Origin of the sequence: Nocardioides aurantiacus (assembly GCF_003752505.1) — a bacterium.
GTDB lineage: Bacteria > Actinomycetota > Actinomycetes > Propionibacteriales > Nocardioidaceae > Marmoricola > Marmoricola aurantiacus.
The window spans coordinates 567,761-583,442 of the sequence record NZ_RKHO01000001.1 but is presented as its reverse complement, the minus strand read 5'-3'; the positions used below and the strand labels follow the sequence as shown (position 1 = coordinate 583,442).

Genomic DNA, 15,682 nt, shown 5'->3' with positions numbered 1-15,682 from the left:
GAGCCGAGGTCGGCGTCAGGCGGCCTGCTCCTCCAGGGCGTCGGTGAGCAGGGTGACGAGGGCCTCGAGCTGCACGTCGACGGAGGTGACGACGTCCTCGCCGGCGCCGTCGAGCGCACGGGCGGCGAGGCCGGCCTTGCGGTCGATGACCTCGGCGATGCGGGTGTCGATGGTCTGCGTGGCGATGATGCGCCAGGCGGTGACCGGCTCCTCCTGGCCGATGCGGTGGACGCGGTCGATCGCCTGCGTCTGCTCGGCGTCGGTCCACGACAGCTCGGCCAGCACCAGGTTGGACGCGACCTGCAGGTTGAGGCCGACGCCCGCGGCCGTCAGCGAGCACACGGCGATGCTGACGTCGGGGTCGTTGACGAAGGCGTCGATCTGCTCCTGGCGGTGCTTGGTGGTCTGGTCGCCGCGCACCGAGGAGTAGCGCAGGCCGCGCTTGGTGAAGACCTCGGCGGCCTGGTCCATCACGTCGACGTGCTTGGCGAAGAAGACGACCTTGCCGACGCTGCGCGCCAGCTGGGCGGCGTAGTCGGCCGCCAGGCCCGCCTTGGCCTGGCCGATGCGGCGCAGCATCCCGAAGACGTTCTCGCCGCCCTCGCTGCTGCCGTCCTCGCGCTCCCACTGGGCGACGCGACGGACCAGGTCGTGGTCGATGCCCTCGCCGGTGCGGCCCGAGGACCGCGTGGCCATCGCGCTCTCGTAGCGACCCACGAGCCGGCGGGCCAGCTCGCGCTCGGCCTCGCGGATCGAGCGGCCGGCCTCGTCGTCGAGCTCGACCGGCAGGTCGGCCACGCGACGGGCGGGGATGTCGGCGGCGACGTCGACCTTGCGACGGCGCACGATGCCCTGGTCGACCACGCTCTGCCGCGCGGCCGGGTAGAAACCGGGGTCCTGGGGGGTCAGGCCGGTCTCCTCCAACGACTCCATGAGGTCGCCGAGCGGGACCTTGTCGTTGATCCACCCGAGGAACTCCCAGATCGCCTGGAAGTCCTCGATGTCGTTGATCAGCGGGGTGCCGGTGAGCGCCATCAGCAGCGGCCGACCGGCCCGGGCCCGGATCTTCTCCGACAGGTGCAGCACGTGCTGCGAGCGCTGCGACTGCTTGTTCTTGATGAAGTGCGCCTCGTCGACGACCATGCCACGGAAGCCGAACTCGCCCAGCCAGCCGACGTGGCGGTCGAGCACCTCGTAGTTGACGACCACGATGTCGGCGAACCCGTCGATGTCGCGGCCGTCGCCGTGGATCACGGTGGCCGGGCGGGCGGGGGTCCAGAGGCCGGCCTCGCGGGCCCAGTTGGTCTTGACCACGTTGGGCACCACGACGAGCAGCGGGAACGCGTCGGCGGCCTGCGCGGCGAGCAGCGCCTGCGCGGTCTTGCCTAGGCCGGGCTCGTCGGCGAGCAGGAAGGTGCGGTGGCCGCCGGCGGCGGAGGCGACGAGCTGGGCCTGGTGGGGCATCAGCTCGAGGCCGTCGGGCGCCTGGAACGCCCCCGGGTCGGCCTCGAGGTCGGGCAGCGCCATGCAGGCGGACGCGCCGGCGCCGGCGTACTCGAAGGAGCGGAACAGCGGGCCGAGCAGCTCCCAGCCGGCGAGCCGGCGAGCCTGGGTGCGGACCTGCCGGGCATTGGTGAAGTCGGGGACGAGGAAGGGGTTCGCGAGCTGGCGGGAGACCACCGACTGCGGCACCACCTGACGGTGCGTGGCGGGCAGGACGACGTCGTCGACCTGGGGCTCGGGCTCCTCGGGGGCCTCGAGGCCGGCCTCCTCGAGCATCTCGCGCATCAGCACCTTGGCCGACTCGCTGACCTCGGCGTTCTCGTCGAGCAGGGTGAACAGCGTGCTGTCGCGGGCGGCGGTCGTGGCGAGGATGGTGGCGATGCCGTCGAGGCGCTTGAGCTGCTCGCCGCGGCGCGACTCGTTGAGGTCGGGGTCGGTCTTGACGCGGGTGCGCTCCTCGCGGGCGAGGAGGGCGACGACCTGGAACTTGCTGCGGACCGACGACATCACCGAGCCGCGGCCGACGGCGTTCTCGACCTCGCGGACGGTGCGCGCGAGCACGGGGATGATGCCCTCGTTGTCGACCGCACGCGTGCGCCGTCGCTGCTGCGTGCCTCGGCGGGCGCCGTTCTGGCGCTGGCCTCCTCGAGCCACAGGTTCCTCCTGTCGTGTGCCCGGGTACGCCACCTCGACGAGCCCGGTCCGGGGCTGCTGCGGAGCGGCCCCGGTGACGCACCGGGTCCGCGGTCGAGGCCCTGGTGCGGCGGATCTGCGGCGGACGGCGGGCGTCCGCTTCCTGCTGGATCGGTCCCCACGCTGCTGCTCGCGTGGCCTGGGCGGCCTCCGGGTCGGGCCACGACGGGCCACCTCCGGGTGGGACCGCAGCCGTCGAGACGGCTGCTCTGCGCCTCATCGTACCCCTGGAACGTTGGATGGTGCGCCTAACGTCGGTCCGTGACTTCCTCCGGCGCGCCCTCGACCTCCACCACCCCCGGCTCCACCCCCGGCTCGACTCCCGCGACCGACCCGTCGCCGGCCGGGGCGACCGCGCTCGTCGTGGGTGCCACCGGCATCTCCGGCGCCGCGCTGTCCGCCCGCCTCGTCGGCGCCGGCTGGCACGTGCTCGGCCTGTCCCGCAGCGGCCGCGAGCTGCCCGGCCTGGAGGCCGTGGAGACGGTGCAGGCCGACCTGACCGACGCCGAGGAGCTGCGCGCCGCCCTGGCCGACCACCGGCCCACCCACGTCTTCCTCACCGCCTGGGCCCGCCAGGACTCCGAGGACGAGAACATCCGCGTCAACGCCGGGATGGTGCGCGACGTGCTCGACGCCGTCCGCGGGGGCGGGTCGGTGCGCCACGTGGCGCTGCTGACCGGCCTCAAGCACTACCTCGGCCCGTTCGAGGCCTACGGCCAGGGCGAGGTGCCGGACACGCCGTTCCACGAGGACGAGGAGCGGCTGCCCCACAAGAACTTCTACTACGCCCAGGAGGACGAGCTGTTCGCCGCCGCCGAGCGCGACGGCTTCACCTGGAGCGTCCACCGCGCGCACACCATCATCGGTGCCGCGCTGGGCAACGCGATGAACATGGGCCAGACCCTGGCGGCGTACGCCGCGATCTGCCGCGAGCTCGACCGGCCGTTCGTGTTCCCGGGCTCGCAGACGCAGTGGGACGGCGTCACCGACATGACCGACGCCGACCTGCTGGCCGAGCAGCTGCACTGGGCGGCGACCACCCCGGCGGCGGCCGACACCGCCTTCAACGTCGCGAACGGCGACGTCTTCCGCTGGCGCTGGCTGTGGCCGCAGCTGGCCGAGCGGCTCGGCGTACGCCCGGAGGGGTACGCCGACGCGCCGCGCCCGCTCGAGGAGCAGATGACCGACGCCGCCCCGACCTGGCGCGCGATCGCCGAGCGCGAGGGCCTGCGCGAGACCGACGTCGACCGCGTCGCCTCGTGGTGGCACACCGACGGCGACCTGGGTCGCGAGATGGAGTGCCTGACCGACCTGGCCCGCAGCCGCCGCGCCGGCTTCACCGGCCACCGCGTCACCCTCGACGCCTTCCTCGACCTCTTCGACCGGCTCGAGGCGGACGGGGTCGTGCCCGCGCCGCCGGTGGCAGGCTGACCCCATGGCCTCCTCGCTGATCATGTCGCGCCGCGACCTCGACTTCCTGCTCCACGACTGGCTCCGGGTCGAGCGGCTCGTCGAGCGGGAGCGGTACGCCGATCACGACCGGGAGACCTTCGACGCCGTGCTCGACCTCGCCGAGCAGCTGGCCACCGAGCACTTCGCGCCGGTGAACCGCGAGGCCGACACCCACGAGCCGTTCGTCGGCGAGGACGGTCGCGTCGTGCAGCCGGAGTCGGTGAGGGCCGCACTGGCGGCGTACACCGCCTCGGGGCTGCCCACCAGCGTCTTCGACGCCGAGCTCGGGGGCATGCAGCTGCCGTTCGTGGTCCACCAGGCGGCGTCGAGCTGGTTCCAGGCCGCGAGCATCGGCACGTTCGCCTATCCGTTCCTCGCCGAGGGCAACGCCAACCTGCTCGCGACCTACGGCACGCCCGAGCAGGTCGCGACGTACGCCGTCCCGGTCGTCGAGGGGCGCTGGTACGGCACCATGGCGCTCTCCGAGCCGCAGGCCGGCTCCTCGCTGGGCGACATCACCACCCGGGCCGTGCGCCAGGACGACGGCAGCAGCTACCGGCTCACCGGCACCAAGATGTGGATCTCCGGCGGCGACCACGAGCTGGCCGAGAACATCGTCCACCTGGTGCTGGCCCGGACGCCCGACGCGGCGCCCGGCACCAAGGGCATCTCCCTGTTCATCGTGCCCAAGTGGCTGCCGGCCGACGACGGGTCGGTCGGCGAGCGCAACGACGTCGCGCTGGTCGGGCTCAACCACAAGATGGGCTACCGCGCGACCACGAACACGCTGCTCAACTTCGGCGAGGGCCTGGCCACGCCGGGGGGCGAGGCGGGGGCGGTGGGCCACCTCGTCGGCGAGGAGGGCCGCGGCCTGACCTACATGTTCCACATGATGAACGAGGCCCGGGTCAGCGTCGGCGCGGGCGCGACGGCGCTCGGCTACACCGGCTACCTGCACTCCCTGGAGTACGCCCGCGTCCGCACCCAGGGGCGCCCGCTGGACCGCAAGGACCCCACCACGCCCCCGGTCCCGCTCGTCGAGCACGCCGACGTCCGCCGGATGCTGCTGGCGCAGAAGTCCTACGTCGAGGGCGCGCTCGCCCTGGTGCTGTTCTGCGCCCACCTGGTCGACGAGTCGCGCACCCACCCCGACGCCGACGCCGCCCGCGAGGCCGAGCAGCTGCTCTCGCTGCTCACCCCGGTCGCGAAGTCGTGGCCCTCGCAGTGGTGCCTGGCCGCCAACGACCTCGCGATCCAGGTCCTCGGCGGTGCCGGCTACACCCGCGACCACCCCGTCGAGCAGCTCTACCGCGACAACCGGCTCAACCCCATCCACGAGGGCACCCTCGGCATCCAGGCCCAGGACCTGCTCGGTCGCAAGGTCCTCGAGGGCGGCGGTCGCTCGCTCGGCGTGCTCGGCGCCCGGATCACGGCCACCGTCGAGGCGGCCCGGGCCGTCGGCGGCGACCCGGCGGCGTACGCCGACCAGCTGGGCCGCACCTGGGAGGAGCTGCTGCGCGTCACCGGCGTGCTGTGGGAGAAGGGCGACCCGGCGCTGGCGCTGGCCAACGCGACGCCCTACCTCGAGGCCTTCGGCCACGTCGTGGTGGCGTGGCTGTGGCTCGAGCAGCTGGTCGCGGTGGGCGAGGGCACCGAGCCGTTCCACGACGGCAAGCGCGCCGCGGCGCGCTACTTCTACGCCTTCGAGCTCCCCACCACCGGACCCAGGCTGGACCTGCTGGCCTCGCTCGACACCACGACGCTGGACCTCGACCCGACCGTGCTGTGAGACGCGCCGGAGGTGCGGGATTACCGCTCGGTAGCGCGGGGTAGGAGTCGGGCCTCACCGACCCGGCCCCTGGAGCGTCATGACCCCGCACCCCCGCACCCGCCGTCGCCTCGCCACCTCCGTCGTCGCCTCCGTCGCCGCACTGGCGACCCCGGCCGCCCTGCTCGCGACCGCGCCGACCGCGACCGCCGCCGCACCCACGACGGCGGTCACCGCCGCGGCGGGCGACGACGCGTTCTACACGCCGCCCGCGACCCTCGACGGAGCCCCCGGCACGGTGATCCGCAGCGAGCCGTCGGCGTTCTACCTCGACCCCGCCCGGACGCTGCGGGCCGACGCCGACGTGCAGCGGGTGATGTACGTCAGCACCGACCGCAACGGCGAGCGGATCCCCGTCACCGGCAGCGTGCTCACCCCGCGCCGCGCGTGGTCCGGGCCGGGCGAGCGCCCGGTCGTCAGCTTCGCCGTCGGCACCCAGGGGCTCGGCGACCAGTGCGCCCCCTCGCGCCAGCTCAACGCCGGCACGGAGTACGAGGGCGGCTTCGTCAAGGGCCTGCTGAGCCGCGGCTACGGCATCGCCGTGACCGACTACGAGGGCCTGGGCACACCCGGCACCCACACCTACGTCAGCCGCGAGGTCACCGGACGCGCCACCCTCGACGTGGTCCGCGCGGCCCAGTCGCTGCCGGCGGCGAACCTCCCCGACGCCGGCCCGGTCGCCCTCACCGGCTACTCCCAGGGCGGTGGCGCCACCGCCGCGGCGGGTGAGATCGCCGCGTCGTACGCCCCCGAGCTGCGGCTCAAGGGCGTCGTGGCCGGCGCGGTCCCCGGTGACCTGAAGGCCGTGGCCGCCAACCTCGACGGCTCGCCCTACTTCGCCTTCCTGGGGTACGCCGTGGCCGGCCTGGCCGCCAGCTACGACATCGACACCGACCCCTACCTCAACACCCGCGGCGAGCAGGTGCTCGAGGAGCTGGAGGGCCAGTGCACCGTGGAGTCGGTCGCCCGCTACCCCTTCACCCGGTCGACGACCCTGACCGAGGACGGCCGCCCGCTCACGGCCTACCTCGACGAGCCGCCGTTCGACACGGTCGTCGCGGAGCAGAAGATCGCCGACGGCCGCAAGCCGGCCGTCCCGACCCTGGTCACGCAGAGCCTGGGCGACGACGTCATCCCGTTCAAGGTCGGTCGCGACGTCGCCCGGCGGTGGTGTGCCCTCGGCGCGAAGGTGCGCTTCGCGCCCAACGCCGCGATCACCCACGTCGCCGGCGCGGCGGCGTCCTACCCGGAGTCGTTCGCCTTCCTCGAGGCCCGCTTCCGGGGGATCCCTGCCCTCTCCAACTGCGGCGCCTTCTGAGGGCACCGACGTCGACTACGGAGACCGTGGCACCTGCCACGGTCTCCGTAGCGTTCCCGGCGCCGCCCGCTCCGTGACCCGGCTCTCGCCCGCTGCGGCCGATTGGTCGGGTTTGAGGACCCTGGGGCACACTGGCTCGCATGAGTGACCAGTTCCCGCCGCCCGCACAGCCGCCCCACGACGGGACCCCCACCTCGGGCGCGACCCCGGGCGGCACCGGCGGGACGACGCCCCCGCCCCCCACCGAGGGCTACGGCACGCCGGGCGGATCGCCCCCGCCGCCCCCGCCGGAGAAGAAGTCGAAGAAGAAGCTCGTCATCGGCATCATCGCCGCCGTGGTCGTCCTGGCGCTGGTCGCCGGCGCCGCGGTCGTGGCGGTCGTGGCCCTCACCGGTCCCGACAAGCACACCCTGACGATCACCAAGACCGCCGGCGGGATGGACCGCGACTCCGCCAAGGAGACCGAGCTCAAGACCCAGCTCGACGCCGCGGAGCAGCAGTTCAAGACCCAGGCCAAGCGCGTCAGCTACGTCCGCTCGGGCGTCTACGACCAGGACGACTCCAAGCGCGGCCCCGAGGGTGCGCTCGTCTTCCTCGGCGCCAAGATCGACGGCCAGCAGAACCCGGCCACGTTCGTCTCCTCCTTCCGCAAGCAGGCCGAGACCAACGGCTTCAAGACCGAGAAGGTCTCCCCCGGCGACGGCGGCGGCCAGGCCGTGTGCGCCTACCAGGGCACCGGCCAGAAGATCGCGATCTGCGCCTGGGCGACCAACGACACCATGGGCGAGCTGGTCCCCACCGTGCCGGGCTACGACAGCAAGCAGCTCGCCGCGCTCCTCGTCGACGTGCGCAAGGACGTCGAGAAGAAGGACTGACGCGGCCCTGAGCGCCTCGGGGACTGCCAGGCTCCTGCCGTGATGACACGGTGGGGCCGCGCGGTGGACCCCGAGGCTCCGCTCCCCGAGCACCCGCGCCCGCAGCGACACCGCGCGACCTGGTGCAGCCTGAACGGCGTCTGGGAGCACGCGTTCACCGCCGACCCCACCCCGCCGACGGCGTACGACGGCCCCGTCGTGGTGCCGTTCTCGCCGGAGGCGCCGCTGTCCGGGGTCGGGCGGCAGCTCCGGCCCGACGAGTGGCTCTGGTACCGCCGCACCCTGACCACGCCCGACGTCGAGCCGGGCGGCCGGGTGCTGCTGCACCTCGGCGCGGTCGACCAGCAGGCGAGCGTGCGGGTCGACGGCGTCGAGGTCGGCGGCCACACCGGCGGCTACCTGCCCTTCACCCTCGACGTCACCGACGCCCTCGGGTCACCCGGCAGCGCGCACGAGCTGGTGGTGCGGGTCCGCGACCGCTCCGAGACCGCTCCCCACGCCCGGGGCAAGCAGCGGCTGGACCGCGGCGAGATCTGGTACACCGCCCAGTCGGGCATCTGGCAGACCGTCTGGCTGGAGTGGCTGCCGGCGCGCCACGTCGCCGACCTGCGACTGACCCCGCGGCTCTCCCCCGACCTCGCCACGGCCGCCCTCGAGGTGCACCTCGACCTGGTCGGCGACGGCACCGCCACCGTGGTGGTGAGCACCACGGAGGACGGCGAGGTGGCCCGCGCCCAGGTCGGGTCGGGCGCGACGGCCCGGCTGCCGCTGCGCGTCGTACGCCCGTGGTCGCCCGAGCACCCCCACCTGTACGACGTGACGGTGACCCACGGGGAGGACCACGTCACCTCCTACACCGCCCTGCGCACGCTCGGCACCGGCCGTGACACCCACGGGCACCCGCGGCTGCTCCTCAACGGTCGGCCCTACCCCCACGTCGGCGTGCTCGACCAGGGCTACTGGCCCGACGGGCTGCTGACCGCGCCGAGCGACGCGGCGATGGTGCACGACATCACCACCATGAAGGACCTCGGGTTCACGGTGCTGCGCAAGCACGCCAAGGTCGAGCCGCTGCGGTGGTACGCCCACTGCGACCGCCTCGGGATGCTGGTGTGGCAGGACGTCGTCAACGGGGGCGGCCGCTACCGCGCGCTCACCACCACCCGGCCGGCCCGTCTGCCGCTGCCGGTCCCCGACCGGCTGCACGCGCTCTTCGGCCGGCAGGACGCCGACGGCCGGGCCGAGCTGACCCGCGAGCTGCACGAGACCGTCGACCTGCTGGACGGCAGCCCGTCGGTGGTGGTCTGGACGCTGTTCAACGAGGGCTGGGGGCAGTTCGACGCCAACGCCCACGCCCGCGCCGTGCGTCGGCAGGACCCCACCCGCCCGGTCAACCACGTCAGCGGCTGGGTCGACCAGGGCGGGGGCGACGTGCGCAGCTTCCACGCCTACCTCGCCCCGTTCACGATGCCGCGGCTGCACCGGCCCCGGCGGTGGCGCCGCGTCGTGGCCCTGACCGAGTACGGCGGCCACAGCCTGCGCGTCGACGGCCACGACTGGAGCGACCGCGAGTTCGGCTACCGCCACCACGCGGACGCGGCCGCGCTCACGGCGGCGTTCGAGCAGCTGCACGAGGGGCTCGTCGGGGCCGCCCGCGACGGCCTGGCCGCCACCGTCTGGACCCAGCTCAGCGACGTCGAGGACGAGCTCAACGGGCTGCTGACCTACGACCGCGAGGTGCTCAAGCCCGACGCCGACGTGGTGCGGGCCGTCACCGCGCGGCTGCGGGCGGCCATGACGGACTCCGCGGGACGCTAGCGCCCGGCGTCCACCCACTGCTGGCCGACCAGTCGCGGCTCGGCCGTCCCGCCGGTCAGCTCGGCGACGGTCTCCTCGACCACGTGACGGGCCGCGGGCGGCACCGAGAGCCGCAGCTGGGCCTCGCCGGTGTACTCCACGCCCAGGACCCGCGCGCCCCGCGAGCGCAGCGCGTGCTCGAGCCGGCCCACCTCGGCGATGTCGACGCTGACCTCGCACAGGTCGTGCAGCACCCGCTGGAGGGTGCCCACCTCGTCGAGCACGGTCCGAGCCGCGTCGGCGTACGCCCGGGTGAGCCCGCCGGTGCCGAGCAGCACGCCACCGAACCAGCGGCTCACCACCACGACGACGTCGCTCAGCTCGCGTCCGCGCAGCTGCGCCAGGATCGGCGGGCCCGCGGTGCCGCTGGGCTCGCCGTCGTCGCTGGCCTGCTCCAGCGTGCGCTCGGGTCCGACGACGAACGCCGAGCAGTGGTGGCGGGCGTCCCAGTGCTCCCGGCGCAGCGTCTCCACGACGGAGCGGGCCTCCTGCTCGTCGCCCACCCGGGCGACCGTCCCCCGGAAGCGGGATCGCTCCACCTCGATCTCGGCCCAGCCGTCGCGCGCGACGGTGAGGTAGGAGGCGCTGGTCACGGCGCCGATCATCGCAGTCCCCGACCGCCTGCGACGATGGCGTCCATGCGCGTGGTCTCCCTGCTGCCCTCGACGACCGAGATCCTGTTCGCGGTCGGGGCCGGCGACGACGTCGTCGGCGTCACGTTCGAGTGCGACCACCCGCCCGAGGCGCGCACCCGCACCATCGTGTCCACCAGTGCGCTGCCCGAGGGGCTGGACCCGGCCGGCATCGACGCCTTCGTGGCCCGGGCCATGCAGGCCGGCGAGGACCTCTACCACCTCGACGAGGGCGCGCTGGCCGGCCTGGACGCCGACCTCGTGGTCACCCAGGACCTGTGCGCGGTCTGCGCCGTCGACGTCTCGGTGGTCGACGACGCGCTGGCCCACCTCGGCTGCACCGCCGAGGTGCTCACCATCGACCCCCACACGCTCGACCAGGTGCTCGACTCCGTCCTGGTCCTCGGCCGCGCCACCGGTCGGGAGCCGGCCGCCGTCGAGCTGGTGGCCGGGCTGCGCTCCCGGCTCTTCGCCGTCGCCGCGCGAGCCTCGCTGCGCGGGAGCCGCCGGCCCCGCGTCGCGGTGCTGGAGTGGACCCACCCCGCCTTCTCCCCCGGGCACTGGGTGCCCGAGATGGTGGAGCTGGCCGGCGGCGAGTCCGTGCTGGGCCGGGCCGGCGAGAAGTCGGTGCGCCTGGGCTGGGACGCCGTCCGCGACGCCGCCCCCGAGGTGGTCGTCTGCGCCCCCTGCGGCTTCGAGCTGCCGGCCTCCGTCGCGCTGGCCGAGCAGCTGCTGGCCCGTGACGTGCTGCCGCCGGGGGTGCCGGTGTGGGCGGTGGACGCCAACGCGTCGTACGCCCGTCCGGGGCCGCGCCTGGTCGACGGCGTCGAGCAGCTCGAGCAGATCCTCACCGGGCGTACGCCGGACCCGGCCGCCGCCCGCCGCGTCCGCTAGACGGCGCGAGCACCCCGTGAGCACCCCGTCGGACAGCAGATGGCGGGGTGACCTTGGGAGTGTCACCCCGCCATCCTCGACTGACGACGGACGTGGAGGGGCCTGCAGGGCAGGCCGTCCGCCTCCGGCCGCACACGCGGCGGTCGATGTGGGTGCACCGCCGCTCACGCGTCGACTCCAGCGTACGGTCACCGACCCCGAAGTGCGAGGGACACGGCGTACCTCTTCCTCGCACGTCGGACATCAGTCGGCGGTGACGAACCCCAGCAGGTCCTGCCGCGTCAGCACGCCGATCGGCCGGCCGTCCTCCTGCACGAGCACGGCGTCGGCGTCGCGCAGGGCCGCGACCGCCTCGGGCACGCCCGCCCCGGCGCCCATAGTGGGCAGCGGGTCGTCCATGTGGTCCTCGACCTGGTCGGCGAGCCGGGCCTTGCCGCCGTACAGCGCGTCGAGCAGCCGGCGCTCGGAGACCGAGCCGGCCACCTCGGCGGCCATCACGGGGGGCTCGGCGCGGACGACGGGCATCTGCGAGACGCCGTACTCCTGCAGGATCGCCACCGCCTCGGCGATGGTCTCGGTGGGGTGGGTGTGCACCAGGGCGGGGATGTCACCCTTCTTGGCGCGCAGCACCTCCCCGACGCTCTGGCCGCTGTGCGGATCGGCCAGGAAGCCGTAGCGGGCCAGCCACTCGTCGTTGAACACCTTGGTGAGGTAGCCGCGGCCGCTGTCGGGCAGGAGCACCACGATCACGGCGTCGGGATCGTCGAGCTCCTGGGCCAGCTGCACCGCGGCGAAGGCGGCCATGCCGGCGGAGCCGCCGACGAGCATGCCCTCCTCGCGGGCGAGCCGGCGGGTGAAGTGGAAGGAGTCGCCGTCGGAGACCTCGATGACGCGGTCGGCGACGCCGCGGTCGTAGGTGTCGGGCCAGAAGTCCTCCCCGACGCCCTCGACGAGGTAGGGGCGGCCGGTGCCGCCGGAGTAGACCGAGCCGTGCGGGTCGGCGCCGATCACCTGGATGTCGGGGTTCTGCTCCTTGAGGTAGCGCCCGACGCCGCTGATGGTGCCGCCGGTGCCCATGCCGGTCACGAAGTGGGTGATGCGGCCCTCGGTCTGCTCCCAGATCTCCGGGCCGGTCTGCTCGTAGTGCGACAGCGGGTTGTTGACGTTGACGTACTGGTTGGGCTTCCAGGCGCCCTCGATCTCGCGGGTGAGGCGGTCCGAGACGCTGTAGTAGCTGTCGGGGTGCTCGGGGGCCACCGCGGTCGGGCAGACGACCACCTCCGCGCCGTACGCCTTGAGGACGTTGCGCTTGTCCTCGCTGACCTTGTCGGGACACACGAACACGCACGAGTAGCCGCGCTGCTGGGCCACCAGGGCCAGGCCGACGCCGGTGTTGCCCGAGGTCGGCTCCACGATGGTGCCGCCGGGCCTCAGCTCGCCGCTGGCCTCGGCCGCGTCGATCATCTTGACCGCAATGCGGTCCTTCACCGAGCCACCCGGGTTGAGGTACTCGATCTTGGCGAGCACGAGCGACGAGGTGGTGCCGACCGTGCGGTTGAGCTTGACCAGCGGGGTGTTGCCGATCAGCTCGAGGAGGGAGTTGGCGTACTTCATGGGCCCAACCTATGCCGCTGCCGGCACTCACTAGGATCGCGGCGTGGTGAGAGCAGCAGCGGCACGCCGGGTCGCGGTGGCGGCCGTCTACGGGGGCGGCGGCCTGACCGCGCTGGGCGCCTCGCTGTACGGCGTGCTGCGGGCCGAGGCGAAGTTCGCCCGGCGCACCATCGGCGAGGCCGACGGGCGGGTCCGCGACGCCACCGGCTGGTACGGCCGGGGTCGCCCCGGCCCCGCCCTGCGGCTCGCGCTGCTGGGTGACTCCAGCGCCGCCGGCTACGGCGTGCGCACCGTGGAGGAGACGCCCGGCGCCTGGCTGGGCTCCGGCGTCGCCGAGCGGGCCGACCGGCGGGTCCACCTGCGCGAGTACGCCAAGGTGGGGGCCCAGAGCAGCGGCCTCGACGCCCAGGTCACCGCCGCGCTGACCGCCTCCCCCGACGTCGCGATCGTCTACATCGGTGCCAACGACGTGACCCACGCGGTGCTGCCGTCCGCCTCGGTGCGCCACCTCTCGGCGGCCGTGCGCCGCCTCACCGAGGCCGGCACCGCGGTGGTGGTGGGCACCTGTCCCGACCTCGGCACGATCCAGCCGCTGCCGCCACCGCTGCGCCAGGTCGCCCGGATCTGGTCGCGCCAGCTGGCGGCCGCCCAGACGATCGCCGTCGTGGAGGCCGGTGGGCGGACGGTCTCGCTGGCCTCGATCCTGGGCGAGGAGTTCGCCGCGGCCCCGGCCCTGCTCTTCGGCCCCGACCGCTTCCACCCCTCGGCGCGGGGCTACGAGTCGATGGCACGCGTGATGGTGCCCTCGGTGCTCGCGGCCCTCGGCTTCGGTGAGACCGAGGAGGACGCGCCCCGCGCCGGGCGCGGCGAGGCCGTGCTGCCCCTCGGGTACGCCGCCGCCAAGGCCAGCGAGAGCCCCGGCACCGAGATCGACGGCACCGAGGTCGGTGGCGCCACCCGCGGCGTCGGCGGCCGTTGGGTGACGCTGATGCGCCGCCGGCTGCTCCCGACCGGCACCGCCCAGACCCCCGACGGGGCCGAGGGCACACCCGAGGACGCAGGAACCCCGGCCGAGGACTCGGCCGGGGCTCCCGGATGACGCTCCCCCTCGCGGGGGTCGGGTCAGGTCAGTCGTTGCCGCGCAGGATCGCGAGCAGTCGGAGCAGCTCGATGTAGATCCAGATGATCGTCACGGTCAGGCCGAAGGCCGCCCGCCAGGACTCGCGCTCGGGCAGGCCCGCCTCGATGCCGCGCTCGACGAAGTCGAAGTCGAGGATCAGCAGCAGGACGCCGAGGCCCAGCGCGATGACGCTGGAGATCAGGCCCATCGTGCCGAAGCCGTTGAAGCCGAAGTCCGCGCCGAAGAACCGCAGCACGAAGTTGAGCAGGCTGACGGCCACGAAGCCGATCAGCGCGCCCATGACCCACATCCGGAACTTGGGGGTCACCTTGATGTCGAAGAACTTGTACGCCGCGAGCGTGCCCGCGACGGCGGCCATGGTGCCGAGCACCGCGCCGATGACGAGGCCGTCACCGAACATCGCCTCGAGCGACTTGGAGAACGCGCCGACGAAGATGCCCTCGACGGCGGCGTACGCCAGCACCAGCGCGGGGCTGATGACCTTCTTGAAGGAGTTGACCATCGCCAGCGCGAAGCCGGTCAGCGCGCCGAACATCGACAGCGCGTAGAGCGTGCTGATCGCCGCGGGGTCCTCGGACAGGTTCGGGGTGAGGAACCACGTCGCGGCGGCGAAGAGGACCACGACGCCGAGCGTCAGGCCGGTCTTCTGCACTACCGAGTCGATGGTCATCCGGCCCTGGTCGACCTGCGGGGCCTGGCCGTAGCCGCCCCCATGGCCGCCCTGGTCGTAGCCGCCCTGGCCCTGGGCGTAGCCGCCGGCGGCGCCGGTGCTCCAGGTCGCCGGGCTGTTCATGGTGGCGTTCCCGCGGCCGTTGAAGCCCTCGGAACGACGGAAGATCGGGTTGCTGCTCTGCAAGGCGTCCTCCTAGGGAGCCGTGCGAACCCCCCACTCTGGTGTTCGCGTGAAGCCCGGATCCTACCGGTGCGTCGCTGTCACAACGTCCCGCCGGGGGCCGGTGTTCCCGCCTCGTCCGTCGCTGGTCGGGGCAGGCCCCGGTCCCCGGTGCCCCGGGTGGGGCTCGAACCCACACTGCGCGGTGTTTAAGACCGCTTCCTCTGCCGGTTGGGATACCGGGGCGCGGGGCCGATCATAGGGAGGCGAGCTCGGCCGCCCGGCCCAGCACCGCGTCCGTCATCGGCTCGGTGAGCCGGCCGGTGAAGGTGTTCTGCTGCGAGGGGTGGAAGCAGCCGAGCAGGGTGAGTCCGTCGAGCGCGACCTCGACGCCGTGGCCGAAGCGGGGACGCGGCCGGGGCACGACCGCGCCGGCGCCCGCCAGGGCCCGCAGCGCGGCCTCCCAGCCGAAGCCGCCCAGGCAGACCACCACCCGGAGCGTGGGCAGCAGCAGCCGGACCTCGCGCTCGACCCACGGTGCGCAGGTGTCGCGCTCGACGGGGGTGGGCTGGTTGGCGGGCGGGGCGCAGCGCACGGCGGCGACCACCCGGGTGCCGACCAGCTCCAGCCCGTCCCCGGCGTGCCGGGAGGTGGGCTGGGAGGCCAGGCCGACGCGGTGCATCGAGGCGAACAGCCAGTCGCCGGAGCGGTCGCCGGTGAAGACCCGGCCGGTGCGGTTGGCGCCGTGGGCGGCGGGGGCCAGCCCCATCACGAGCACGCGGGCGGCCGGGTCGCCGAACCCGGGGACCGGGCGGCCCCAGTACTCCTCCTCGGCGTACGACGCCCGCCGCTCGTGCGCGACCTGCTCGCGCCACGCCACCAGGCGGGGGCAGGCGCGGCACACCGAGACGCGGGCGTCGACCTGCTCCAGCGTCGCCCGGGCCGCCAGGCGCGAGACGCCGGCCGCCGAGCGCGCCGAGACGGGCGGGGGCACCCCGGGCCCGACGGGGTCGGCCGGGTGGCCCGACCCCGGGAGGATCACC

Annotated in this window: 12 protein-coding genes and 1 tRNA gene; 7 read left to right on the top strand and 6 right to left on the bottom strand. The window is 74.0% G+C overall.

The annotated features are described in order from the left end of the window. Positions 1–15: 15 nt before the first annotated feature. Positions 16–2,157: a DEAD/DEAH box helicase gene (locus EDD33_RS02865; RefSeq protein WP_123389024.1), complete on the bottom strand. Its 2,142-nt coding sequence runs from the start codon at positions 2,155–2,157 to the stop codon at positions 16–18. A gap of 300 nt (positions 2,158–2,457) precedes the next feature. On the opposite strand from EDD33_RS02865, the gene EDD33_RS02860 reads away from it, so the two are divergent. The 5 genes from EDD33_RS02860 to EDD33_RS02840 all read left to right on the top strand — a co-directional run bounded on the left by EDD33_RS02860 (position 2,458) and on the right by EDD33_RS02840 (position 9,487). Further along, the gene (locus EDD33_RS02860; protein ID WP_123389023.1) at positions 2,458–3,627 is read left to right on the top strand and encodes an SDR family oxidoreductase; all 1,170 of its coding nucleotides are present in this window, start codon (positions 2,458–2,460) and stop codon (positions 3,625–3,627) included. Between the two features lie 4 nt (positions 3,628–3,631). Continuing rightward, the gene (locus EDD33_RS02855) at positions 3,632–5,437 is read left to right on the top strand and encodes an acyl-CoA dehydrogenase (RefSeq protein ID WP_123389022.1); all 1,806 of its coding nucleotides are present in this window, start codon (positions 3,632–3,634) and stop codon (positions 5,435–5,437) included. A gap of 79 nt (positions 5,438–5,516) precedes the next feature. Further along, entirely contained in the window at positions 5,517–6,794 is a 1,278-nt protein-coding gene (locus tag EDD33_RS02850) for a lipase family protein (RefSeq protein ID WP_123389021.1), read from the top strand. Between the two features lie 140 nt (positions 6,795–6,934). Next, positions 6,935–7,669, top strand: a complete 735-nt coding sequence (locus EDD33_RS02845) for a hypothetical protein (protein WP_123389020.1) — start codon at positions 6,935–6,937, stop codon at positions 7,667–7,669. 42 nt (positions 7,670–7,711) lie between these two features. Next, the gene (locus EDD33_RS02840; protein ID WP_123389019.1) at positions 7,712–9,487 is read left to right on the top strand and encodes a glycoside hydrolase family 2 protein; all 1,776 of its coding nucleotides are present in this window, start codon (positions 7,712–7,714) and stop codon (positions 9,485–9,487) included. Here EDD33_RS02840 and EDD33_RS02835 read toward each other — a convergent pair. Continuing rightward, positions 9,484–10,119, bottom strand: a complete 636-nt coding sequence (locus tag EDD33_RS02835; RefSeq protein WP_246003330.1) for an IMPACT family protein — start codon at positions 10,117–10,119, stop codon at positions 9,484–9,486. The genes EDD33_RS02840 and EDD33_RS02835 overlap by 4 nt on opposite strands. 45 nt (positions 10,120–10,164) lie before the next feature. Between EDD33_RS02835 and EDD33_RS02830 the strand changes: the two genes are divergently transcribed. Further along, positions 10,165–11,052 (top strand): ABC transporter substrate-binding protein, encoded by an 888-nt coding sequence (locus EDD33_RS02830; protein WP_123389017.1) that lies wholly within the window; start codon positions 10,165–10,167, stop codon positions 11,050–11,052. A 243-nt stretch (positions 11,053–11,295) separates the two neighbouring features. On the opposite strand, the gene EDD33_RS02825 is transcribed toward EDD33_RS02830, so the two are convergent. Next, positions 11,296–12,666 carry a cystathionine beta-synthase gene (locus EDD33_RS02825; protein ID WP_123389016.1) on the bottom strand — a complete coding sequence of 457 codons (1,371 nt, stop codon included), beginning with the start codon at positions 12,664–12,666 and terminating at the stop codon, positions 11,296–11,298. 43 nt (positions 12,667–12,709) lie between these two features. Here EDD33_RS02825 and EDD33_RS02820 point away from each other — a divergent pair, with 43 nt between their 5' ends. Further along, the gene (locus tag EDD33_RS02820; protein ID WP_123389015.1) at positions 12,710–13,765 is read left to right on the top strand and encodes an SGNH/GDSL hydrolase family protein; all 1,056 of its coding nucleotides are present in this window, start codon (positions 12,710–12,712) and stop codon (positions 13,763–13,765) included. A 28-nt stretch (positions 13,766–13,793) separates the two neighbouring features. Here EDD33_RS02820 and EDD33_RS02815 read toward each other — a convergent pair whose 3' ends face one another. The 3 genes from EDD33_RS02815 to EDD33_RS02805 all read right to left on the bottom strand — a co-directional run bounded on the left by EDD33_RS02815 (position 13,794) and on the right by EDD33_RS02805 (position 15,681). After that, positions 13,794–14,663 (bottom strand): Bax inhibitor-1/YccA family protein, encoded by an 870-nt coding sequence (locus EDD33_RS02815; protein WP_123389014.1) that lies wholly within the window; start codon positions 14,661–14,663, stop codon positions 13,794–13,796. A gap of 148 nt (positions 14,664–14,811) precedes the next feature. Then, positions 14,812–14,885: transfer RNA gene (locus EDD33_RS02810), tRNA-Leu, on the bottom strand. Positions 14,886–14,895: 10 nt separating this feature from the next. Then, positions 14,896–15,681: a uracil-DNA glycosylase gene (locus EDD33_RS02805; RefSeq protein ID WP_123389013.1), complete on the bottom strand. Its 786-nt coding sequence runs from the start codon at positions 15,679–15,681 to the stop codon at positions 14,896–14,898. Between the last annotated feature and the right edge of the window lies 1 nt (position 15,682).